The sequence below is a fragment of the Pseudomonas sp. LBUM1660 genome (assembly GCF_059695935.1).
In genome coordinates this window covers 4,683,293-4,706,377 of the sequence record NZ_CP166795.1, presented here as the reverse complement: position 1 = coordinate 4,706,377, position 23,085 = coordinate 4,683,293, and the positions used below count along the sequence as shown (strand labels likewise).

Annotated in this window: 19 protein-coding genes, 4 tRNA genes and 1 riboswitch; of the genes, 15 read left to right on the top strand and 8 right to left on the bottom strand. The window is 58.4% G+C overall.

The genetic code is table 11. The features are described 5' to 3' along the window. Positions 1 to 65: 65 nt before the first annotated feature. Positions 66 to 575: a 6,7-dimethyl-8-ribityllumazine synthase gene (locus ACA068_RS21865; protein ID WP_007943897.1), complete on the bottom strand. Its 510-nt coding sequence runs from the start codon at positions 573 to 575 to the stop codon at positions 66 to 68. A 102-nt stretch (positions 576 to 677) separates the two neighbouring features. Beyond that, positions 678 to 849: riboswitch (FMN riboswitch) on the bottom strand. Between the two features lie 196 nt (positions 850 to 1,045). On the opposite strand from ACA068_RS21865, the gene ltaE reads away from it, so the two are divergent. From ltaE to ACA068_RS21830, 7 genes are all read left to right on the top strand, one after another. Next, positions 1,046 to 2,050 carry a low-specificity L-threonine aldolase gene (ltaE, locus tag ACA068_RS21860; RefSeq protein WP_497304704.1) on the top strand — a complete coding sequence of 335 codons (1,005 nt, stop codon included), beginning with the start codon at positions 1,046 to 1,048 and terminating at the stop codon, positions 2,048 to 2,050. Between the two features lie 146 nt (positions 2,051 to 2,196). Beyond that, positions 2,197 to 4,815, top strand: a complete 2,619-nt coding sequence (alaS, locus tag ACA068_RS21855) for an alanine--tRNA ligase (protein WP_497304703.1) — start codon at positions 2,197 to 2,199, stop codon at positions 4,813 to 4,815. Between the two features lie 91 nt (positions 4,816 to 4,906). Beyond that, entirely contained in the window at positions 4,907 to 6,148 is a 1,242-nt protein-coding gene (locus ACA068_RS21850) for an aspartate kinase (RefSeq protein ID WP_031319071.1), read from the top strand. Positions 6,149 to 6,337: 189 nt separating this feature from the next. Then, positions 6,338 to 6,526 carry a carbon storage regulator CsrA gene (gene csrA / locus ACA068_RS21845; protein ID WP_003178872.1) on the top strand — a complete coding sequence of 63 codons (189 nt, stop codon included), beginning with the start codon at positions 6,338 to 6,340 and terminating at the stop codon, positions 6,524 to 6,526. 62 nt (positions 6,527 to 6,588) lie between these two features. Next, positions 6,589 to 6,679, top strand: a tRNA-Ser gene (locus ACA068_RS21840). A gap of 107 nt (positions 6,680 to 6,786) precedes the next feature. Then, positions 6,787 to 6,863, top strand: a tRNA-Arg gene (locus tag ACA068_RS21835). A 71-nt stretch (positions 6,864 to 6,934) separates the two neighbouring features. Beyond that, positions 6,935 to 7,011: transfer RNA gene (locus ACA068_RS21830), tRNA-Arg, on the top strand. A gap of 19 nt (positions 7,012 to 7,030) precedes the next feature. Here the strand turns inward: ACA068_RS21830 and ACA068_RS21825 are convergent. Beyond that, complete coding sequence (locus ACA068_RS21825) at positions 7,031 to 7,549, bottom strand: cell envelope protein SmpA (protein ID WP_497304701.1); 519 nt, start codon at positions 7,547 to 7,549, stop codon at positions 7,031 to 7,033. Between the two features lie 319 nt (positions 7,550 to 7,868). Between ACA068_RS21825 and mgtE the strand changes: the two genes are divergently transcribed. After that, positions 7,869 to 9,311, top strand: coding sequence for a magnesium transporter (gene mgtE / locus ACA068_RS21820; RefSeq protein ID WP_010457218.1), 1,443 nt, complete (start codon positions 7,869 to 7,871; stop codon positions 9,309 to 9,311). A gap of 102 nt (positions 9,312 to 9,413) precedes the next feature. On the opposite strand, the gene ACA068_RS21815 is transcribed toward mgtE, so the two are convergent. Beyond that, positions 9,414 to 9,740, bottom strand: coding sequence for an Arc family DNA-binding protein (locus ACA068_RS21815; protein WP_003178899.1), 327 nt, complete (start codon positions 9,738 to 9,740; stop codon positions 9,414 to 9,416). Positions 9,741 to 10,126: 386 nt separating this feature from the next. On the opposite strand from ACA068_RS21815, the gene phnN reads away from it, so the two are divergent. Next, positions 10,127 to 10,699 (top strand): phosphonate metabolism protein/1,5-bisphosphokinase (PRPP-forming) PhnN, encoded by a 573-nt coding sequence (gene phnN, locus ACA068_RS21810; protein ID WP_497304699.1) that lies wholly within the window; start codon positions 10,127 to 10,129, stop codon positions 10,697 to 10,699. On the opposite strand, the gene ACA068_RS21805 is transcribed toward phnN, so the two are convergent. Continuing rightward, positions 10,674 to 10,853 (bottom strand): PA3371 family protein, encoded by a 180-nt coding sequence (locus ACA068_RS21805; RefSeq protein WP_497304697.1) that lies wholly within the window; start codon positions 10,851 to 10,853, stop codon positions 10,674 to 10,676. The genes phnN and ACA068_RS21805 overlap by 26 nt on opposite strands. A 22-nt stretch (positions 10,854 to 10,875) precedes the next feature. Then, positions 10,876 to 11,109, bottom strand: a complete 234-nt coding sequence (locus tag ACA068_RS21800; RefSeq protein WP_497304695.1) for a hypothetical protein — start codon at positions 11,107 to 11,109, stop codon at positions 10,876 to 10,878. Between the two features lie 288 nt (positions 11,110 to 11,397). On the opposite strand from ACA068_RS21800, the gene ACA068_RS21795 reads away from it, so the two are divergent. Then, positions 11,398 to 11,474, top strand: a tRNA-Arg gene (locus ACA068_RS21795). A gap of 144 nt (positions 11,475 to 11,618) precedes the next feature. Next, complete coding sequence (locus ACA068_RS21790; protein ID WP_497304693.1) at positions 11,619 to 12,158, top strand: hypothetical protein; 540 nt, start codon at positions 11,619 to 11,621, stop codon at positions 12,156 to 12,158. A gap of 1 nt (position 12,159) precedes the next feature. On the opposite strand, the gene ACA068_RS21785 is transcribed toward ACA068_RS21790, so the two are convergent. Next, a complete protein-coding gene (locus ACA068_RS21785; RefSeq protein WP_497304691.1) occupies positions 12,160 to 16,308 on the bottom strand; it encodes a CheR family methyltransferase in 4,149 nt (1,382 codons plus the stop codon). Positions 16,309 to 16,512: 204 nt separating this feature from the next. On the opposite strand from ACA068_RS21785, the gene ACA068_RS21780 reads away from it, so the two are divergent. From ACA068_RS21780 to ACA068_RS21765, 4 genes are all read left to right on the top strand, one after another. Continuing rightward, positions 16,513 to 18,117, top strand: a complete 1,605-nt coding sequence (locus ACA068_RS21780) for a response regulator (RefSeq protein ID WP_497304689.1) — start codon at positions 16,513 to 16,515, stop codon at positions 18,115 to 18,117. Then, positions 18,114 to 18,806, top strand: coding sequence for a sensor histidine kinase (locus tag ACA068_RS21775; RefSeq protein WP_497304687.1), 693 nt, complete (start codon positions 18,114 to 18,116; stop codon positions 18,804 to 18,806). Before ACA068_RS21780 ends, ACA068_RS21775 begins: the two co-directional genes overlap by 4 nt. Positions 18,807 to 19,007: 201 nt before the next feature. Next, a complete protein-coding gene (locus ACA068_RS21770) occupies positions 19,008 to 20,249 on the top strand; it encodes a glutamine synthetase family protein (RefSeq protein ID WP_497310644.1) in 1,242 nt (413 codons plus the stop codon). 70 nt (positions 20,250 to 20,319) lie between these two features. Beyond that, positions 20,320 to 21,702: an MFS transporter gene (locus ACA068_RS21765; RefSeq protein WP_497304686.1), complete on the top strand. Its 1,383-nt coding sequence runs from the start codon at positions 20,320 to 20,322 to the stop codon at positions 21,700 to 21,702. 66 nt (positions 21,703 to 21,768) lie between these two features. Here ACA068_RS21765 and ACA068_RS21760 read toward each other — a convergent pair whose 3' ends face one another. Then, positions 21,769 to 22,515: a flagellar brake protein gene (locus tag ACA068_RS21760; protein ID WP_497304684.1), complete on the bottom strand. Its 747-nt coding sequence runs from the start codon at positions 22,513 to 22,515 to the stop codon at positions 21,769 to 21,771. Between the two features lie 92 nt (positions 22,516 to 22,607). Next, positions 22,608 to 23,075, bottom strand: coding sequence for a flagella synthesis protein FlgN (locus ACA068_RS21755; RefSeq protein ID WP_497304682.1), 468 nt, complete (start codon positions 23,073 to 23,075; stop codon positions 22,608 to 22,610). Positions 23,076 to 23,085: the final 10 nt, after the last annotated feature.

Below are 23,085 nucleotides of genomic sequence, written 5' to 3'. Positions count from 1 at the left end.
ATCAATGTTGATGATGAAATCGCCTTCGCGGGCAAGCCTCGCTCCTACGGGGGCTTGCTCGGTGTTTAGACGGCTACCGCGCGTGGCTCGCTGCGACGCAACGCACGCATCTTGTGCAGCGTATCCGCGCAGGTCTTCGCCGCTTCCTGGCCTTTATGCACAAAATGCTCGAAGAAGAACTTCTGATGTTCTTCGCCGGCATGGAAGTGGTGCGGGGTTAAAACCACCGAGAACACCGGCACTTCGGTTTCCAGCTGAACCTGCATCAGGCCGCTGATCACCGACTGGGCGACGAATTCGTGACGGTAGATGCCGCCGTCGACCACCAGGCCCGCCGCGACGATGCCGGCATATCGGCCGGACTTGGCCAGCAGCTTGGCGTGCAGTGGAATTTCAAAGGCGCCGCCGACTTCGAAGAAATCGATCTCCGATTCCTGATACCCCTGGGCAATCATTTCGGCAACGAAGCCCTTACGGCTCTGGTCGACGATTTCCTTGTGCCAGCAGGCCTGAATGAACGCAACGCGCTCGCCCTGATGGTTTTTGCTTTTGCTATCGATTGCGGTGGGTTGCATGTTCTGACTCCTGTTTATGTAAAAAACAGGGCATATGAATCGAATGGGATTTAAGGGTACGCACGCTCGCACGAATGCCCGCGGACGGCCCTTTGGCGCCAATCCCGTTCTCTCTTCATCCGGACTATGACCGTCGGCCCCGGGATCACACCGGGTCTGCTGACCTTGCCGCCAGACACCGCCGAAGCCGTGTCTGTCACCAAGCGCTCGCGGGCTATGCGCATTGCGCGCAATTACCGCCGGTGGGGAGTTGCACCCCGCCCTGAGAACGTTTTGCCGCCAGATTGTTTGGCGGCGCAGCGTTTTTAACACATATTTCGTGCCTGTGCATTGCGGCTATCTGATGATTGCTATCGACTTTTTCGCTCACTTGACGGGTCTTTTCATTCGCCTGGGGTTGATTAATCGTTGTCATGGCCGCAGTAATTCCTACCTGAAAGGGATTTCCCCTGCTTACCGAGGCCCGATTCATGAGCGTTATCGATCTACGCAGCGACACCGTCACCCAACCGACCGCCGGGATGCTCGACGCGATGGCCAGTGCGGCCACCGGTGACGACGTCTATGGTGAAGATCCGACGGTCAATCGCCTGGAAGCGGAATTGGCAAAACGGTTGGGTTTTGCCGCTGCGTTGTTCGTGCCGACCGGCACCATGAGCAACTTGCTGGGCCTGATGGCTCATTGCGAACGGGGTGACGAATACATCGTCGGCCAGCAAGCGCACACGTATAAGTACGAAGGTGGCGGCGCGGCGGTGCTCGGTTCGATCCAGCCGCAGCCGCTGGAAGTGCAGGCCGACGGCTCGCTGGACCTGGCGCACGTCGCCGCGGCGATCAAGCCGGACGACTTCCATTTCGCCCGCACGCGGTTGTTGGCGCTGGAAAACACCATGCAGGGCAAAGTCCTGCCGCTGGAGTATCTTGCCCGGGCACGCAGCTTTACCCGTGAACATGGCTTGCAGCTGCACCTTGACGGCGCCCGGCTCTACAACGCGGCCGTCAAGTTGGGGGTTGATGCCCGCGAGATTACACAGCACTTCGATTCGGTCTCGGTCTGCCTGTCCAAAGGCCTGGGCGCGCCGATCGGTTCGGTGTTGTGCGGCTCGGCAGAGTTGATCGGCAAGGCTCGCCGCCTGCGCAAGATGGTCGGCGGCGGCATGCGCCAGGCCGGTCTTTTGGCGGCGGCGGGGCTCTATGCGCTGGATAACAACGTTCAGCGTCTGGCCGACGATCACGCCAATGCGCAATTTCTGGCTGACGGACTGCAAAAGGCCGGTTACGACGTCGAGCCGGTGCAGACCAACATGGTTTATGTGCAAATGGGCGACAAGGCCGAGGCGATCAAGGCCTTTGCGGCCGAGCGTGGCATTAAGCTGAGCGCTGCCGGACGCCTTCGGATGGTCACGCACATGGACGTCAGTCGCGCTCAAATCGAGCAAGTTGTGGCGACATTCGTCGACTTTTCTCGCAACTGATCGCCTTGGCGGTCCAATTGACTGTTTCTATCGTATAAACACGCTGTACCCCGCGCGCTGGGCCGATATAATGCGGCCCTTTGCCGTCGCTTCGTCTGTTGACGTTTCGCACAGGCCTTTGGCCGCAGCCTCCGTGGAAGAACCTAATGAAAAGCGCAGAAATCCGTGAAGCCTTCCTTCGCTTCTTCGAAGAGCAAGGCCACACCCGTGTAGCCTCCAGCTCTTTGATTCCGGGCAACGACCCAACCCTGCTGTTCACTAACGCGGGGATGAACCAGTTCAAGGACTGCTTCCTGGGCCAGGAAAAGCGCGCGTACACCCGTGCGACAAGCAGTCAGAAATGCGTGCGCGCCGGTGGCAAGAACAGCGACCTGGAAAACGTCGGTTATACCGCTCGTCACCACACGTTTTTCGAAATGCTGGGTAACTTCAGCTTCGGCGATTATTTCAAGCACGACGCGATCACCTACGCCTGGACCTTCCTGACCGGTGTCCTGGAACTGCCCAAGGAAAAACTCTGGGTAACGGTCTATGCCTCGGATGACGAGGCCTATGACATCTGGACCAAACAAATCGGTGTGCCAGTCGAGCGCATGATTCGCATCGGCGACAACAAAGGCGCGCCGTACGCGTCCGACAACTTCTGGACCATGGGCGATACCGGCCCGTGCGGCCCTTGCACCGAGATTTTCTACGATCACGGCGACCACATCTGGGGCGGCCCGCCGGGTTCGCCGGAAGAAGATGGCGACCGTTACATCGAGATCTGGAACAACGTGTTCATGCAGTTCAACCGTACCGCCGATGGCGTGTTGCATCCGCTGCCAGCGCCGTCGGTAGACACCGGCATGGGCCTGGAGCGGATCAGTGCGGTGATGCAGCATGTTCACTCCAACTATGAAATCGATCTGTTCAAGAACCTGCTGAGCGCTTCGGCCAAGGCGATTGGCTGCAGCAACGACGACCAGTCTTCGCTCAAGGTTGTCTCCGACCACATCCGTTCGTGCGGTTTCCTGATTGCCGACGGCGTATTGCCGTCCAACGAAGGCCGCGGCTATGTACTGCGCCGGATCATTCGTCGGGCATGCCGTCACGGTAACAAGCTGGGCGCGACCGGTAGCTTCTTCTACAAGATCGTCGCGGCGCTGGTGGCCGAGATGGGCGAAGCCTTCCCGGAACTCAAGCAGCAACAGGCCAATATCGAGCGCGTACTCAAGGCCGAAGAAGAGCAGTTCTCCAAGACCCTGGAGCACGGCTTGAAGATTCTCGAGCAGGATCTGCTGGAACTTAAAGGCACCGTGGTGCCGGGCGACGTGGTGTTCAAGCTGTATGACACCTACGGTTTTCCGATGGACTTGACCGCTGACATCGCTCGCGAACGCAACCTGACGGTCGACGAAGTCGGCTTCGAGCGCGAAATGGAAGCCCAGCGTGTGCGGGCGCGTTCGGCCAGCTCGTTCGGCCTGGACTACAACACGTTGGTCAAGGTTGACGTGGCGACCGAGTTCACCGGCTACAAGGCCACCAGCGGTTCGGCCAAAATTGTCGCTATCTATAAGGAAGGCCGGTCGGTCGACGTGTTAAGTGAAGGCGAAGAGGGCGTGATTGTTCTCAATCAGACCCCGTTCTACGCTGAGTCCGGCGGCCAGATTGGCGATTGCGGCTATCTGCAAGTCGGCAGCAGCCGTTTCGACGTGCGCGATACCACCAAGACTGGCGGTGCGTTCTTGCATCACGGCGTGCTGGTGTCGGGCAGCCTGACCATCGGTGCGCCGGTAGAAACTCATGTTGATGCCGAAGTGCGCCACGCGACGTCGCTGAACCACTCGGCCACTCACTTGCTGCACGCCGCGTTGCGTAAAGTGCTGGGCGATCACGTTCAGCAGAAAGGCTCGTTGGTCGACAGTCAGCGCCTGCGCTTTGACTTCAGCCACTTCGAAGCCATCAAGCCTGAGCAACTGAAGGCCCTGGAAGACATCGTCAACGCCGAGATTCGCAAGAACTCCGCCGTTGAAACCGAAGAAACCGACATCGAGACCGCCAAGAAAAAAGGCGCCATGGCGCTGTTTGGCGAGAAGTACGGCGACAACGTGCGCGTGCTGAGCATGGGCGGTGATTTCTCCGTCGAGCTGTGCGGTGGCATCCACGCCAACCGTACCGGCGACATCGGCCTGCTGAAAATCATCAGCGAAGGCGGTGTTGCTTCGGGCGTGCGTCGTATCGAGGCAGTCACCGGTGCTGCGGCACTGGCCTACTTGAACGCTGCAGAAGAACAACTCAAGGAAGCGGCCAGCCTGGTCAAGGGCAGCCGCGACAACCTGATCGACAAGCTGTCGGCTGTGCTGGAGCGCAACCGTCTGTTGGAGAAGCAACTCGAGCAGTTGCAAGCCAAGGCGGCCAGCGCAGCGGGCGACGATCTGTCGGCCTCTGCCCTGGACGTCAAAGGCGTGAAAGTGCTGGCCGTGCGTCTGGACGGTCAGGACGCCAAGGCGCTGCTGGCGCTGGTCGATCAGCTGAAAAACAAACTCGGCCGCGCAGTGATCCTGCTCGGCAGTGTCCATGAGGAAAAGGTCGTTCTGGTTGCAGGCGTAACCAAGGACCTGACTGGCCAACTCAAAGCCGGTGATTTGATGAAGCAAGCCGCTGCGGCAGTGGGCGGGAAGGGCGGCGGTCGTCCGGACATGGCGCAAGGCGGTGGTACTGACGCTGGCGCACTGGACGCGGCACTCGCCCTGACTGTTCCATTTGTAGAGCAGGGTTTATAAGGCAGGGTGTCCGCCCCGTCGTCTAGTGGCGGGCCGGAACGCTGTTTGAGTGATTATTTGGGCGCCCTTCATGGGCAGAGGCGGCTTTGAAATGGCTTTGATCGTACAGAAATTTGGAGGCACCTCAGTCGGCACTGTCGAGAGAATCGAGCAGGTCGCCGACAAGGTTAAGAAATTCCGCGATGCCGGCGATGACCTGGTGGTTGTCCTGTCTGCAATGAGCGGCGAAACCAACCGTCTGATCGATCTGGCCAAGCAAATCAGTGGCGACGGCCAACCGGTTCCGCGTGAGCTGGATGTGATCGTTTCCACGGGCGAGCAGGTGACGATTGCACTGTTGGCCATGGCGCTGATCAAGCGCGGCGTGCCTGCGGTGTCGTACACCGGCAATCAGGTGCGGATTCTGACGGACAGCGCACACAATAAAGCGCGTATCTTGCAGATTGATGACCAGAAGATTCGCGGTGATCTGAAGGCAGGTCGCGTGGTGGTTGTCGCCGGTTTCCAGGGTGTCGACGAGCACGGCAACATCACCACCCTCGGTCGTGGCGGTTCCGACACCACCGGCGTGGCACTGGCGGCGGCCTTGAAGGCTGATGAATGTCAGATCTACACCGATGTCGATGGCGTCTACACCACCGACCCGCGTGTGGTGTCCGTGGCCCAGCGCCTGGACAAGATTACCTTCGAAGAGATGCTGGAAATGGCCAGCCTCGGTTCCAAGGTGTTGCAGATCCGTGCGGTGGAATTCGCCGGCAAGTACAACGTTCCGCTGCGCGTACTGCACAGCTTCAAGGAGGGTCCGGGCACCCTCATTACTATTGATGAAGAGGAAACCATGGAACAGCCGATCATTTCCGGCATCGCTTTCAACCGCGATGAAGCCAAGCTGACCATCCGTGGCGTGCCAGACACCCCGGGCGTGGCGTTCAAAATTCTCGGCCCGATCAGTGCCGCGAACATCGAAGTCGACATGATCGTGCAGAACGTTGCGCACGATAACACCACCGACTTCACCTTCACCGTGCACCGCAATGACTTCCAGGCCGCACAAACCGTGCTGGAAAACACCGCGCGTGAGATCGGTGCCCGTGAAGTGGTGGGGGACATCAAGATCGCCAAGGTCTCGATCGTCGGCGTCGGCATGCGTTCCCACGCAGGCGTGGCCAGCCGCATGTTCGAATCCCTGGCGAAAGAAAGCATCAACATCCAGATGATCTCGACGTCGGAAATCAAAGTCTCCGTTGTGATCGAAGAGAAGTACCTGGAACTGGCTGTGCGCGCCCTGCACACGGCTTTCGAACTGGACGCACCAGCTCGCCAAGGCGAGTAATGCGTTTGCCGAAGGGCGCGGTCTGACCGCGTCCTTTGTCTTTTTTGAATAGCGCGACCCAGGAACTGTTCTTTTGCTCGCGCTGGTCAATACTCAGGCATGTAGGGCTGCGATCGTTTTCGGTTGTAGGTCGAGTGCCTTTTTTTTGCAGACTGTTGTCCCTGAAATGAAATGCGTGAGGAGAAAGGTATGCTGATTCTGACTCGTCGGTGCGCAGAAAGCCTGATTATTGGTGATGGCGAAATCACCGTGACCGTGCTCGGCGTCAAAGGAAATCAAGTGCGTATTGGCGTTAACGCACCTAAAGAGGTTGCGGTTCACCGTGAGGAAATCTACTTGCGGATAAAGAAAGAGAAGGACGACGAACCAAGCCATTAATTTTTATCGTTTTTTATGTTTGCAAACGGGGAAGAAGCTGGTTAATATACGCCCCGTGTTGCGGAGAGCTGGCCGAGTGGCCGAAGGCGCTCCCCTGCTAAGGGAGTACACCTCAAAAGGGTGTCGGGGGTTCGAATCCCCCGTTCTCCGCCATTATTTGCGTAGTACGTTGTAATCTAGCTTTTTCGGTAAGTGTTTGAAATTACTAGAAAAAGTGCTTTACATAGAGATTAGACGGCCTATAATGCGCGGCAACAAATGCACTCGTAGCTCAGCTGGATAGAGTACTCGGCTACGAACCGAGCGGTCACAGGTTCGAATCCTGTCGAGTGCACCATTTAAGAGTTGTTTGCAGCAATGCGAATGACTTGGCTTCAACCAGTTGTGATCTGGTATAAAAACACAAATGCACTCGTAGCTCAGCTGGATAGAGTACTCGGCTACGAACCGAGCGGTCACAGGTTCGAATCCTGTCGAGTGCACCAAACACCAAAAAGCCCGCGTTTAACGCGGGCTTTTTGCCGTCTGGGATTTGGCTTTTCCCTTGGTACATCCTTTCTCATCGAACTCCACGTGTGCGCTGCGACCTCGCTTGAGCTCGTAGCGGTAGCTCGTTGCGGAATTCCTGATACTGATCTTGTCCGGCTTGCCCAGGGCGCTCTCGACGTCCTGTTGTGTCATGCCGGCGACTATCCGTTGATTGATGATTGCTTCGCGCCGTTCCTTGGTGGATATCAGGTTTCCACACTTGTCCTCAGATTGGCCGACAACGGTTGGCTCCTTCCTTCTGGTTTTCGTCGTGGGAGTTTCCCGAGCGTCGGCCTCCGGCATGAGCGCCACCGGGTTGCCGGGCGTGAAGGTGCGCACTTCCTGCAGAGAGAGGCTTTCACCGTCCGTGCAACTCAAAGTCGTGAAGGTGAGGCGACCGTCGGGTGCTTCGCAACGGTGAAGGGTGGTTGCCTGCAACCGGGGCGAAAGGCAGAGCAGGGCAAGCAGTAAAAAATAAAGGGTAATCGATGGCATCAAACGTCCTCCATGACGGTCCATGTCAGGGTAGCCGTTACATTTTTCGACGAGGGTGTGTTTTCTTTTCAGAATGAGTCGTCGCAATTGGAGCGATCAGGGCTGAACTCAGCTTTGTCTTGCAACCGCTTGTTTCAGCCATGATTTTTTAACGTTTAAAACCGTCGGGCGGTGTATCATTGCGCCCGTCAGCCCCGCCGGGGCTTGTGGAATACCTCCATGGACTTACCCAGTAGTTACTCAGTATCCCGTTTTTCCAATCATGAATTGACTGATTGATCCTTCCGGCGTGCCCCGCTGCTGGGAGTGGAGTTCGCCTATGTCTGAAGTTGAAGTAAAGAAAACGCAGGAAAGCTTGCAAGACCGCCTCGCTCAAGTCGTTGAGCTGCTGCAGCGCCAGCGGGTGGTCGAAGACCTGACTCATCGCCAGGAAGGTCCGCATCACGACCGGGTCGAGAACCTGGTTCACCGGCAAAACCTCGTCGAGCTGCAACGCAAGCTTGATGATCTGCACTCCGCCGACGTTGCCTACATCCTTGAAGCCTTGCCGCTGGACGATCGTCTGACGCTCTGGCAATTGGTCAAGGCAGATCGCGACGGCGACATTCTTCTCGAAGTATCCGACTCGGTTCGTGAAACCCTGATCGCCGACATGGACGATCACGAGCTCCTGGCTGCGGCCAAGGACATGGACGCCGACGAACTTGCTGACCTGGCTTCCGAGCTGCCGCGAGACGTTGTCCACGAACTGATGGAAACCCTCGATGGTCAACAACGTGAGCGCGTTCGCTCGGCGTTGTCCTATGACGAGGAGCAAGTCGGTGCGTTGATGGACTTCGAGATGGTGACCATCCGTGAGGATGTCAGTCTCGAAGTTGTTCTGCGTTACCTGCGTCGTCTCAAAGAGCTGCCGGGCCACACCGACAAACTGTTTGTGGTCGACTACGACGGCGTGCTCAAGGGCGTGCTGCCGATCAAGCGTTTGCTGGTCAACGATCCGGAAAAGCAGGTTTCGGAAGTCATGGCCAGCGACCCGGTGAGTTTTCACCCGGACGAAGACGCCTACGACGCCGCTCAGGCGTTCGAACGTTACGACTTGATCTCGGCACCTGTGGTCGACAAGAACGGCAAGCTGATCGGCCGTCTGACCATCGATGAAATGGTCGACCTGATCCGTGAAGAGAGCGAAAACGAAGTGCTCAACATGGCGGGTCTGCGCGAAGAAGAAGATATCTTCGCCTCCGTCTGGAAATCCCTGCGTAACCGTTGGGCCTGGCTGGCGGTCAATCTGATCACCGCGTTTATCGCATCCCGGGTGATCGGCCTGTTCGAAGGCTCCATCGAAAAACTGGTAGCGCTGGCGGCATTAATGCCGATCGTGGCGGGTATCGGTGGTAACTCGGGTAACCAGACCATCACCATGATCGTTCGAGCCATGGCGCTGGACCAGGTGAGCACCGGCAACACTTCGCGATTGATGCGCAAAGAGTTGGCCGTCGGTTTGATCAATGGCCTGGTCTGGGGGGGCGTGATTGGTGTCGTGGCGTATCTGCTTTATGGCAGTTGGTCCCTGGGCGTGGTGATGACTGCGGCCATGACACTCAACCTCTTGCTGGCGGCGTTGATGGGGGTCTTGATCCCGATGACCTTGGCGCGGCTTGGGCGCGACCCTGCGATGGGTGCCAGTGTGATGATTACCGCCATGACCGACAGCGGCGGGTTCTTCATCTTCCTCGGGCTCGCGACGATTTTCCTGCTCTGACTGACCTGCTTTAAAAAACCCGCCGAATCGGCGGGTTTTTTATGGCCGAATTTCAGGCAAAAAAAAGCCAGCGATTAAGCTGGCTTGAGCGTTCGGGTTAAATCAGGAAGCGTCTGCGGCCATTTCGGCGTCATGGGCAATCAGCGAAACAAGAGCATTTTGCTGACGGTGGGAGAGTTGGCGGAAGCGTTGCAGCAGTTCACGTTCGTGCAATGACAGCTCCGGGCTGTCCAGGCGCATGCTTAATTCTTCGCCCAGTGCACCTTCCTGAATAAGACTCTGCTCAAGGCGCGCAATGATTTCGGAGTTCATGCTGCGATGATGATTGCGAGCCACCTCGGCAATGCGTTCACGCATTCCGTCTGGCAGACGTACGACGAACTTGTCAGCCGTACGGCTGGAATAAATTGCCTGTTTCAATGGGCGCATATATTTAACCGGTTAGTTCAGGGGAGCGGTTCTCGGGATTGGCCGCAGGATGTCTGTTAGGACAAGCGCTCTGGCCAAATGTTCAACCTGAATTGATAGAGGCTCGCATCATGCCTCAAAGCAGCCAGATCATTGGCGTCAATTCTGTGACAAATATTGAGCTAGGTAAAGGCGTTATGCCAGCACCCTTATCAGAAATGCGGACTGGTTGGAAAACTTCGCACCAAGTCCGTATCGCTGACCGTGTCGCCTACCCCATCAGGTGATGCCCGAAGACGCCTGAAGGTGCATGCTATGCGGATTCGATCCTTGGTCCTTACCTTATACAGGATAGTGGCAAATGGCCGATTTACTAGTGGAGGACCCGCATAGGGGGATGATTCAGGATGGATGGCAGGTTGATTTACTTGATGGGGCCTTCCGGATCCGGCAAGGACAGCCTCATCGAAGCGGCCCGACAACCTTTACGCTCGATAAACGGCGAAGTGGTACGACGGGTCATTACGCGTTCGGCTGAATCCGTAGGCGAAGATGCCATCGGAGTTTCTCGCGAGGAGTTCGCGCAACGCCGCGCCAAGGGTGACTTCGCGCTGTCGTGGCACGCCAATGGCCTGGATTACGGCATTCCGGTCCAGATCGACCATTGGCTGAGGGACGGCTGTCATGTGTTGGTCAACGGCTCTCGCGGCCACCTGACCCAGGCGCTACGACGCTACCCCACGCTGCTTCCGGTTTTGTTGACGGTCAAGGACGAGGTGTTGCGCGAGCGCCTGATGAGGCGTGGTCGTGAGAGTATTGAGGAAATTGAAGCCAGATTGCGCCGCAACGGGCTGTTTGCGGCGGAGGATTCCCTGGGTGACACGCAGATCTATCGTCTCGACAACTCTGGCGAGCTTGCCGACACCGTCGCCAATCTTCTGAAATTGCTGAACGTCAGCGCAAAACCGGATCGAACTTGATTTTGCGCCCGACAATAAGCGCCAGCACGAACAACGCGCCGAATACGCCGCAGGCAATCAGGGGCAGGGTGGCGACCGCATCCGGGGCCCATGACAAATGTAGAACGCCGCTCAGTAAGGCAAGGATTAAACATCCTGCGGCTGATTTGGACATGCTGTGCTCCTGATAGGGTGATTCAAAATACCAAGCGTTCCGAAGACTGCGACACCAGCGGGTAAGTGTGCTGATTCACGTCCTGGCCAACAAAGCCGCGCTGATCGTTTATGACCGCCAACTGCGGGGCTTTTTGCAGCTGGAGGTAATGGGGCATTTGTTGCGCAACCTGCACAGCGCCATTCTCGGGGGCGAAATGAACACCCAGCAGGGCGGTAAGGGCGATCGCATTCGAGAGTAAAAGGACGCTGTTCATGAGGCTGACCTCGGTTGTTCGTGAGAACAGCTAAAGCAGTCAGCGTGCCAGAGTCTAGCGGCTATTAAATCCTTTAAAAACAAAGAATTAACTTATTGTTCAAAGAAGCCGTCGTTGCAAATTGCAATGATGGCATTTTGAGAGGATGCAATTTGCACGGTAAATTAAGCCACGGTAACGAAGGGCGTCTGCCTACACTTAAAAAGCCTACGGACGACATGACAAAATCAGGCCTGCCCGTTAACATGCACGCCGTCCATCGCATCGCATTGCTTGCGGGCGACTTGTGTCTCAGTAGCTCAATTGGATAGAGCATCCCCCTCCTAAGGGGAAGGTTGGCAGTTCGAACCTGCCCTGGGACACCACTGATTTTCAGCATCGCGCTGTGACAAAGCCCCGCCGGAGAAATCCTCCGGCGGGGCTTTTTTGTGCCCGGTCAACCCGACGATCTACATGGCAAGTCCGTCATTGCTGTGCCTTACTCCTCGTACCACTCCGGGAGCGAAGCAATGCGACACAGAGGCGCACATTTCTGGTTATGGACCAACACCCGGCTACCTCTCCACACCCATGAAGAAGTGCTCAGCGATGGTGTGCAGGTCGAGGTGCAGGCGCGGGTCAGTCATGAGGGTGTCACCCAGGTCTTCATTGGTATTTACGCTGACAGTGGCTGGGCGATTTGCGAGGAGTTTCACGACAGGACGGTGGGCGAGTATTACTTCGCAGCGTTGAAGTGGGGCGCTCAGCGGGCGAGAGCGCTGGTGGCGGACACTCAGGCGTTTGTCGCGCCGCATCGGGTGCAGTTGACCTTGGGGACGGTGATTACCGATGAGCCGACATTGGCGCTGCGGCGGATGGAAATGACTGACCGGGAGCGTTTGAAGATCCGTTCCGCAGACGCCTGGTCGGAATACCTTGCTGCCAAAGCCGCGATGCTTGAGCTGATGCGCGCAACCAAAGTCGATCCCACTGTCTGGGCGGATCACAAGGAGCGACTCCGTCAGGCGATTGATCGGCGCGTCAGCGTGCAACGCGCCTATTTGCGGTGACTCATTTGCCGATCGATAAACTCGAAGAGCGCCGAAGTGCCTCGATGGTTTCGATCAGGTCATCGTAGGACACCGGTTTGCCAATGTGCTGGTCAAAACCCGATTGTCTGGATTTTTGTATATCGCTGTTGGTGCCATAGCCCGTCAGGGCAATAGCCGGTACATCCTTGAGGAGTGGTAGTTGGCGTAATGCACTCATCAGCTCGTGACCGTTCATGACCGGCATGCCCAGGTCCGAAATAATGAGGTCGAAGTGCGTGCCTTTTGCGGCGTCCAGAGCGGCCACCGGACGGTCGAAGGCAATCACTTGCGCGTCTTCCATTTCCAGCAACATCTTCAAGGTTTCCAGCACCTCGGCAGAGTCGTCGACCAGCAGGATCGTCAAACCGCTCAGCCTTCCGGCACTCTCGTCGACTTGGGCGCCCGCTTGAGCTTCACCATCAGTCTTGGCCATCGGCAAGTAGACACTGAACGTACAACCTGCGCCCAACCCGGGTGAGTTCACTTCAACCGAGCCCCGTTGTGCTTCTGTCAATTGGCGGACCAGCGACAGGCCAATCCCCAGCCCTTCACGGTTGTGGGTGGCATGCTGCTTTTCAGCCTGCCCGAACAGGTTGAACACGTGCTCAAGGTTCTCGGCGGCGATGCCGGTGCCGTTGTCTATGACGTCCAGTCGCACCCTGTTCCCATCCTGGCTGGCGACCAGTTGCACCTGCCCGGTGCGTGGGGTGAATTTCAGTGCGTTGTTCACCAGGTTCCAGATGATCTGCTCCAGGCGCGTCGGATCTGCATGAACCATCAATGGCCGCGAAGGCACTTGCAACTTCACCGTGGTTTCGTGTCGCTCGTTGAGGACGACGTTGTGGATGTCACGTAGCACGCTGCCCAGGTCCACGGCCACCGGTTGCAGCTTTAGCTTGCCGGTACGCACGCGTGCAACATCCAGCAGATCATCGATGATCCGGGCCTGGCTGTTGACGGCATCGCAGATCGTGTTGACGGCCTTGGCGGCCGGAGCCACAGACTTGGTCGCCGGCAGGCGGCGCAGCAGTTCCGCGTTGAGCTGGATCAGGTTCAGCGGATGCTTGAGCTCATGGGACATGACCGCGAAGAACTCATCCTTGAGGTAGTTGGTGTTGCGGGTCTCGGCCAGCTCCTGGCTCTGTGCTTCGTGCTGGCGCTGGTGGCCGGTCAGGTCCCGGGCGATTTTCACGTAGCCCTGCAGGTTGTCGCCGCTGAGCAGGGTCACCTCGGCGCTGCAATAGAACTTGCTGCCGTCCTTGCGCTGATGCCAGCGTTCGTCCTCGGTGCGGCCATGGGTGCGCGCGGCCAGCAGTTCGGTTTCGGGCACGCCGGAGGCGCGGTCTTCGGCCGGAAAAATGAAATCGTAATAAGCGCCTTCGGCCTCGGCCTTGCTGTAGCCGAAAATCAACTCGGCGCCTTTGTTCCAGCTGGTGATCACGCCTTGTTCATCGAGGGTGATGATCGCGTAATCACGGGTGCTTTCGGCCACCAGACGCATGCGCTCTTCGCCCAGACGCAGTTCTTCTTCGGCCTCCCGGCGTTTGGTGATGTCGATGAAGGTCAGCACCGTGCCATCGATGTGGTCTTCGCTGGAGCGGTAGGGCAGCAGGCGGGCGATGTACCAGCGGTTGTCGGTGCTGCTGACTTCGCGCTCGATCATGTTCAATGACTCGAACACCAGTGCCGCGTCACGCGTCAGGTCGTCGTAATCCAGGCGATGCGTGATGTCGAGCAACGAGCGCCCGGTATCCACCGGCAACATGCTGAAAATGTCCGTGGCGCGCGGGGTGAACCATTTGATCCGCATGCTGCGGTCGACGAACACCGTGGCGATGTCGGTCGAGGCGATCAGGTTGGTCAGGTAGTCGTTGATCTTGTCGGTTTCTTCAACTTTGGTTTTTAACTCGTAGTTGACCGTCAGCAACTCTTCGTTGATCGACTGCAGTTCTTCCTTACTGGTCTCCAGTTCTTCAGTGGCCGAGCGCAGCTCTTCGTTGATCGCCTGCATTTCTTCGTTGGAAGCCTTGAGCTCTTCGCTGGAGACTTCCGATTGTTCGATGGTGTCCTGCAAGTGCAATTTGGTGCGTTGCAGTTCGCGTTCAAGGTTGGACAGCACCTGGTTTTCGGTTTGCAGCAGGGTGGCGGCTTGCTCGGAAGGATCGACTTCGGCCTCTTCGAAAATCACCAGTACGAATTCGCCGTCCGACTCTTCGTCCTTATAAGGCTGCGCAATCAGGTCGACCTTGTAACGCCGGTTGTCACGGGAGATCGGCACCGCGCGGGATTTCACCACCAAACCGCTCTGCTGGACCTGAAACAGTGTGGTGCGGATTTCCAGGCGCAACTCGGGAAGGATCAGCGTCAGCAGGTTGCGTGACAACTCACCGCCCACATAGCGCAGGAAACGTCCGGCGCTTTCGCTCATGTGCAGGATGTCGGCGTTGGCATCGACAATCATGCTCGGCGGCGCCGCGCGTTCGAGGGCGCGCTGATGAATGTCGGCAAAGGACAGTTTGCGCTGCACTGCGTTTTGCGGCGTCTCACGGGAAACATCGGTGCGCACGTAACCGCCACGCGGCATGGTCGGGGTGCGTCGGCTACTGGTGGTGCCGGTCTTGGCGCGGAAGATCCGGTTGCGTTTGTCCACCGGGGCGAACAGCTCGTGGCAAGCGTCCGCGCTCTCGGAAGAGCCCAGGAACAGGAAGCCGCCCGGACGCAGTGCGAAGTGGAACATCTGCAGGATTTCACGCTGCACTTCGCGATCCAGATAGATCAACAGGTTGCGACAGACGATCAGGTCGATTTGCGAGAAGGGCGGGTCGGACAACAGGCTGTGTTTGGCAAACAGGACCTTTTCGCGAATCTCCTTGCGAATCCGGTAGTGGTCGTCTTCCTTAAGGAAGTAATGCCGCAGGCGCGTCGGTGGCACATCGGTCACGATCGCTTGCGGGTACAGACCGGCTCGACCGACGCTGATGGCGCGCTCGTCGATGTCGGTGGCGAACAGTTGCATCGAGGCTTTGCTAGCGTCCAGTTGCAGTTGATCGTTGAGCAGCATCGCCAGGCTGTAGGCTTCTTCGCCCGTGGAACAACCAGCGGACCAGACGCGGATTTCTTCCTTCTCGGGCTGCGCCGACACGGCGGCACTGACCAGTTGCGGCAGCACGTCCCGTTCCAGGGCTTCGAAAGCCTCGCGGTCACGGAAGAAGTTGGTCACGCCAATCAACATGTCGCCCAGCAAGGCTTTGGTTTCTTCGGGATTGCTTTGCAGGTAGCGCAAATAAGCCCCCAGGTCTGGCTGGGTCGTGACCTGCATCCGGCGCTCGATCCGCCGCAACACGGTCGCGCGTTTGTAGTGCTTGAAGTCATGACCGGTGCCGGTGCGCAACTGGATCAGTATGTCGTGCAACATCTGTTCGGCGAGCACCGCGTCCCGCTCGGACACGGAGGCGAAGGTCTGCAGTTCCGGGTCGTTGGCGGTGGGCAGGTTGATTTCCTGCGAGTTGTGCCACAGCTCCAGCAGTTTTTGCGGCATTTCCACCGCCGGCAACACCAGATCGACATTGCCGGTTTCGATGGCAGCGCGAGGCATGCCGTCAAACTCGGCATCTTCCGGCGCCTGGGCCACGGTGATGCCGCCGTGTTCCTTGATGCGCGACAGCCCGACCGCGCCATCGGAGCCACTGCCTGACAGCACCAGGCAGAAGGCACGCTCGCGGTGGACTTCAGCCAGGTCGCGGAAGAACAGATCAATCGAGGCGTGTCGAGTCTCGCGCGGGTCGTTGCTGCTGACTTCAAGCACACCGTCGTTCATGGTCAGCCGCTGAGCCGGTGAAATGACATAAACGTGGTTTTTTTCGATCGGCACCGTTTCGGTGACTTGCAGGACTGGCATCCGGGTCGATTCCTGGATGATCTTGTCCGCAATGCTCTGGTGATCGGGCGACAGGTGAAGAATGATCACGAACGCCATGCCGTTGTCATGCGGCATGTTCTCGAAAAACAGTTTGATGGCTTGCAGCCCACCCGCCGACGCGCCAATGCCAACCACTGGAAATTCCAGGGTGCTGGGCTTCAGGGCCGTTCGCTCAGGAGCTGGGGCCGAGTGCTGGGGGGTGCGGGTCATTTCTTCTGCCTTTGCCGGCGACTTCGGTCTATTGAGAGCTGCGGTTATAAAAAACGCGTCAATAAAGCAGGATAATCCCGTTTTTCAATAACACCTTCAAATATTTAGAGACACTTGATTAGCCGGAGTTCTCAAGGGAACGGCACTCCTGGCCGATAACCCGAACGGTCATGGTCTTCTACTCAAATTGCCTGGAAATCTTCGATGCTGTCGTATCACCAAAAGAGTTTTCTGATCGTCGATGATTTCTCGGATTTCCGCAGTTCCGTCAGGTCCATGCTGCGTGAACTGGGGGTCAAGGACGTCGACACTGCGGACACCGGGGAGCAGGCGCTGCGTATGTGTTCGCAGAAGGCCTACGATTTCATCCTGCAGGATTTCCACCTCGGCGACGGCAAGAAGAACGGTCAGCAAGTCCTCGAAGACTTGATGATCGAGAAGCTGATCAGCCATGAAAGTGTGTTTGTCATGGTGACCGCCGAAACCAGCCAGGCCATGGTGCTCAGCGCGCTGGAACACGAACCTGACGCTTATCTGACCAAGCCATTCAACCGTTCCGGCCTGGCCCAGCGCCTGGAGCGCCTGGAACAACGCAAGAACCTGCTCAAGCCGATCCTGCAAGCGCTCGATCGTGGCAAACCGCTCGAAGTGCTCAACGCCTGCATCGAGCTGTGCAAGAAGGACATCCGTTATTCGCCGCTGTGCCTGCGTTACCGCGCGGACGCCTTGCGCGACCTGAATCAGAACGAAGCGCTGGAGCGCCTCTACGACAGCATCATTGCCGATCGCCCGTTGCCGTGGGCGTTTGCCGGGCTCGGTAAGTTGCTGTTCAAGCGCGGCCAGGTCAGCCAGGCCAAAGGCATCTACGAAAAAGCCCTGAAAGTGTTTCCGATGATGCCGGCGCTTTATGACGGCATGGCCGACGTGCTGGTGGTCGAAGGGGATACCAAGGGCGCGCAGAAAGTATTGGAAGAAGCCATTCGCCTGTCGCCGCTGGCGGTGCGCCGGCAAGCGCTGTTGGGCAAACTGGCGATGACCAACGAAGATTTCGACACGGCCTCCAAGGCTTATCGCCAGGCCGTGTCCCAAGGCGCTCAATCGCGCTTCAAGGATGCCGAAAGCAACCTGGGCCTGGCCCATGCCTTGATCAGCAAAGGCAGCGAGAAAGGCCTGGATACCCGCACCCGACTGGAAATCAACACGACCCTCAGTCTGGTGGCCAAGGAAAATCCCAGCGATCCCGGCCTGCAGATTCGTGCACGCCTGATGAAAGCCACCAGCCTGTTGCTCAACGACGCCGAAACCGCCGAGAAGCTAACCGAGCAGGCGATGATGCGCCTTGATGGCATGGAGCAGTTCATGAGCGCCGAAGCGGCGCTGCTGGTGGCCAAGCAGCTGCAAATGCTCGGCCAGGCGAGCGCCGGCGCGTCGATGTTGAAAAACTGTGCGGAAATCTACGGTGACGATCCGATGGTGATGCAAGGGATCGCCAAACTGACCGATGACCCGACGATTCTCAGTCAGAGCAACGCGGCTTCCGAACTCAACCGTCAAGGCGTGCAGGTGTACAAGACCGGCAACCTGGCCGAAGCCCGGGCGGTGTTTCGCAAGGCCCTGCACATGCAACCGAAGAACATCAGTATCGCGCTGAACATGGCGCAGTCGCTGCTGCACGGCACGGACACCAGCGTACCGTCGGCCGAACTCGATGAATGCCGGGCCTGCCTGAAACTGGTCGGCATGATGCCCGACACCGACGCGCGTTATCCGCGCTACCAGAAACTGAAAATCAAGGCGTTCAGCGGATGAGCCAAGACAACACGACACTGGATTTCTCGACGGTGATTGCCTCCACCGTGCACGACATGAAGAACTCGCTGGCCATGCTCATGCAGGCCCACAGCCAATGGCTGGCCCGCCTGCCCGATCCAGAGCGGCACAGCCCGGAGCAGGGCGTCATCGAGTACGAATTCGCTCACCTCAACGGCATGCTCGTGCAGTTGCTGGGGCTGTACAAGCTGGGCGTCAATCAACTGCCATTGCAGCCGGCCTACCATGAGCTGGATGATTTCCTCGAGGCGCAACTGGCTTGCCATCAAGAGGTGTTTGCCAGTCGGGGCATCGTCGCGACCTATGAAGTCGACCCGTTGAGCCCCCTGGGTTTCTTCGACCGGGAGCTGGTGGCCTCGGTGCTGGCCAACTGCATCAACAACGCCATTCGTTACGCCCGCCAGTCGTTGCTGATCAGCGTCGGCGACGAGGCCGGCGAATTGGTGCTGACCGTCAACGACGATGGCGACGGTTATCCAGCGGAGATGATCGAGCTTCAGGCGGACTATGTGCAGGGCATCAACTACAGCAGTAGCAGCACCGGCCTGGGCCTGTACTTCGCCGGGCGGATTGCCGCGTTGCACCAGCGCAATGGCGTGGGTGGGCGCACCCGGATCAGCAACGGCGGCCCGTTGGGCGGCGGGGTATTCAGCCTCTATTTGCCGTGACGTTTCTTTTTGTGTGGCGCTGCTTGATATTCCGAACAGGCGGAGCCTATTTTGTACGGGTCGCCGTTCGCGGCTCGCACAATTACAAAGGATTGCGTCATGACAACCGATGGCCAGCGTTCACTCGCGCAGCGATTGACGGGCATTGATGAGATTGAATGTGTTACGCCGGATTTGAACGGCGTGCCCCGTGGCAAGGTAATGACCGCCGAGGGGTTTCTCGAAGGACGGCGTTTGCAGATGGCGCGGGGTGTGCTGCTGCAATGCATCATGGGCGGATATCCGCCAGCACGTTTTTACGGCAGCGATGATGGCGACCTGGCGCTGGTGCCTGACCCGGCGCACATCCACCGCCTGCCCTGGAGCCAGCAACCGCGGGCACTGGCCATTTGCGACGCCGATGAACTGACCGGCGAAAGCTCGAAGTTGTCGACCCGTGGCCAACTCAAGGCGGTCATTGCCCGTTACGCGGCGCTGGGCCTGGCGCCGGTGGTGGCGACCGAGCTGGAATTCTTCGTGTTCGCGCCCAATCCCGACCCGACGCAACCGTTCCAGCCGCCGCTGGGCCTGGACGGTCGTCGCGAGGAGGGGCATTCGGCGTTCAGTGTCAGTTCCAATAACGGTTTGCGGCCGTTCTTCAATGAAGTCTATGCCGGCATGGCGGCCCTGGGCTTGCCGCGTGACACTTTCATGCACGAGATGGGCGTCAGCCAGTTCGAGATCAACTTGCTGCACGGTGATCCGTTGCTGCTAGCCGACCAGACGTTCCTGTTCAAGCATCTGCTCAAAGAAGTCGCGCTCAAGCACGGCCTGACCGTGGTGTGCATGGCCAAGCCGCTGGCGCACACGCCGGGCAGTTCGATGCACATTCACCAGAGCATCGTCGAGATCGGCAGCGGACGGAATGTGTTCAGCGACAAGGCCGGTCAGCCGACGGCGACCTTCCGGCATTTCATTGGTGGCCAGCAGGCCGGTATGGCGGATTTCACCGCGCTGTTTGCGCCGAACGTCAATTCCTATCAGCGCTTGTGCCATCCGTTTGCTTCGCCGAACAATGCCTGCTGGTCCCACGACAACCGTGCCGCCGGATTGCGCATTCCGGCCAGTTCGCCGGCCGCTCGTCGGGTGGAAAACCGCTTGCCGGGGGCCGACGCGAATCCGTATCTGGCGATCGCCGCCAGTCTTGCCGCCGGTTTGTATGGCATTGAAAACGAACTGGAGCCGAGTGAGGCGATCCAGGGTGAGTTCGAGGTGCCAGATAATCTTTCATTGCCGTGTACCTTGCATGCCGCTCTTGAGCGTCTGAAACGTAGCCAATTGGCGAGGGAACTGTTCGGCAAGGAGTTCATCGAAGGCTACGTCGCTTCGAAGACCATGGAGTTGACCAGCTTCTTTGATGAAATTACGCCCTGGGAGCGCCGTGTCCTGGCCGCCCAGGCCTGACGACCTTTCGTCTTCGGGCTATCTTTTCGGATAGCCCGTTTCTTACCGCAAGGAGCCGCTCGGAACGCCGATGCGCCAAATCTGGAAACCTTTTCGAGCGCTTTATTTTGCCTCGCTGATGATGTTGATCGGCTCAGGCTTGCTGAGTACGTACCTGGGCTTGCGCCTGGCGGCGGATAACGTCGACAGCTTGTGGGTCGGTGCGTTGATGGCGGCCAACTATTTCGGCCTGGTGCTGGGCGGCAAGATCGGTCACCGACTGATCGCCCGGGTCGGGCATATTCGGGCCTATTCAGCCTGCGCGGGGATTGTTGGTGCGGCGGTGCTCGGCCACGGCCTGATCGACTGGCTGCCTGCCTGGATTTTTCTGCGGGTGATCGTCGGTCTGGGCATGATGTGCCAGTACATGGTTATCGAGAGCTGGCTCAATGAGCAGGCTGAAGCCTCACAGCGTGGGGCGGTGTTCAGCGGCTACATGATCGCCTCGTATCTGGGGCTGGTGCTGGGTCAGCTGATTCTGGTCATGCACCCGGCGCTGGGCCTGGAATTGCTGATGCTGGTCGCCTTGTGCTTCGCGCTGTGCCTGGTGCCGGTGGCACTGACCCGGCGGATTCACCCGGCACCGCTGCATCCCGCGCCAATGGAGCCGCGCTTCTTCATCAAGCGGGTGCCGCAGTCATTGAGCACGGTGCTGGGGGCGGGGCTGATCATTGGCTCCTTCTACGGTCTGGCGCCGTTGTATGCCTCGCAGCAAGGGCTGTCCACCGAGCAGGTCGGTCTGTTCATGGGTAGCTGCATTTTTGCCGGGCTGCTGGTGCAGTGGCCGCTGGGCTGGCTCTCCGACCGTTATGACCGGGCGTTGTTGATCCGCTGTTTTGCAGTGGTCCTGGCCCTGACCGCGTTGCCGCTGGCAATCATGCAGCAGGTGCCGCTGGAGGTTCTGTTTGTTGCCGGGTTCTTCTGTTCGCTGGTGATGTTCTGCCTGTATCCGCTGGCGGTGGCGTTCTCCAATGACCACGTCGAAGGTGATCGTCGCGTGTCCCTGACCGCGATGTTGCTGGTGACCTACGGCGTTGGCGCCAGTATCGGGCCGTTGGTGGCCGGGGTCCTGATGAAGCTGTTTGGCAGCCACATGCTGTATGCCTTCTTCAGTTTCTTCGCGTTGGTGCTGGTGTGGCGGATTCGCCCGAAAGCCGTCACCAACCTGCACCAGGTCGAAGATGCGCCGCTGCATCACGTGGCCATGCCGGACAGCATGTCGAGTTCGCCGCTGGTGGCGTGCCTTGATCCGCGGGTCGATGAGCAAGTGGTGCAGGATCAGATGCAAAACCCGATCAACCCAGAACCTGCGCCTGAACCAGAGCCAGAGCCAGAGCCAGATCCCGAAACCGATCCGCCACCAGAAGACCCGGACACGGGGCGCGAGCAAAGCTTTACCGAGGCCAGGCCTTAAGCCTGCGCATAAAAAAAACGGGCAGTCACCGCGAGGGACTGCCCGTTTTTTGTTGAAAGTGCCGTATTACATGTCGTCTTTGTCGAAGCGGCGCGCTTCACGCTGAAGCTGATAGACGAATCGTTCGACCTGGCGCTGCACCAGTCCGCTCATGTTGTGAAAGCGGATGCCGGCGAAGGTGGTGGAGATCCTTTCTTCGAAGTGCAGATAACGCAGTTCCACTGGCGCGGTCATGCTGCCAAAGGGCAGGTCGGCAATAAAGCGGTCGTAGACCTGACCCAATTGCAGCCTGGCGGTGATGTCACCTTCAAAGCGCAGCTTGCAGCCAGTGGCGGAAATGTCGAGCAGCTTGCCTCTGATCGGGAACTTGAGCTTTTCACCGCCCAGTTCGACATCCACCAGTTGCGCCAGCTTCAACGCAGCCCGGAAGGCATTGCGGCGCTGGTGGTAGACCACTTCATCGGGGAGAGTGCCACGGTAGCAGCGACCGCCACCGGACTCATCGATGGTCAGCGTGCCATTGCTTTCCCACGCAATGCGCACGCCCTCGTGGAATCCTTCAACCCGAAATGATTCGCCGGCCAGCAGATAGCGTTCGCCATCGCGAGGGACCATCTCATCCAGGGCAATCATGTTGCCGTCACGGTCGACGTCCACCAGATAGCTCTGGAAGCGCTGGTTACGTTCGTGGAACGTGATGATCAGCGGGTCATGGCTCTCTTGCAGCTGCCGCAGGTTACCGGCGATCTCCATCGGCGTGGATAGCACCTTGGGTGGCTGCGGAGAATCTTCCGCGTTTAAGGCATTGAACACGGTTCATCATTCTCCAGACAAAATATGACTGCGACTTGCCAGCATACTGCCAGCATGTGAGGCGTCTTGATAGAGCGTGCTCATTAACAGGCTCAAGCCTGACTAAGCGGGCGCGGCTTCGCTAGCTTGGAGGTTGATCCGCGGGCATCGTAAAGCGCTGGCGGTTCGCCGCCGGTGAGGATTTTCAGCTGATTGGCCGTGGCGGCCTGCTGGACCAGGATCGACTGGCCATTATTGACGTTGGCCGCTTGGCATTGAGCCAGCAGATCGGTCAGTTTCTCGCTCTGTTCCAGCAATTGATCGCCGATGCTCGACTGGCTGGCAAGTTGCTCCAGGCCACTACGATCGGTCGGCAGATTCAGGCTGGCGAGGATTTCACTGCGCTTGCGGCCATGCTGTTCAAGCAGAATGATCATTGCCTGTTTCTGCGCCAGAATATCTTCGAGCAGCGGCATGTCGCGACCGTGCAAGGCGAGGGACTCGGTTTGCAGTAACTCCAGCAAGTATTGCGCTGGAGCAAAGTCGTCGGTGATCAGTTGCAGTAAATTAGTGTCGTGCATGGCTGGCCTT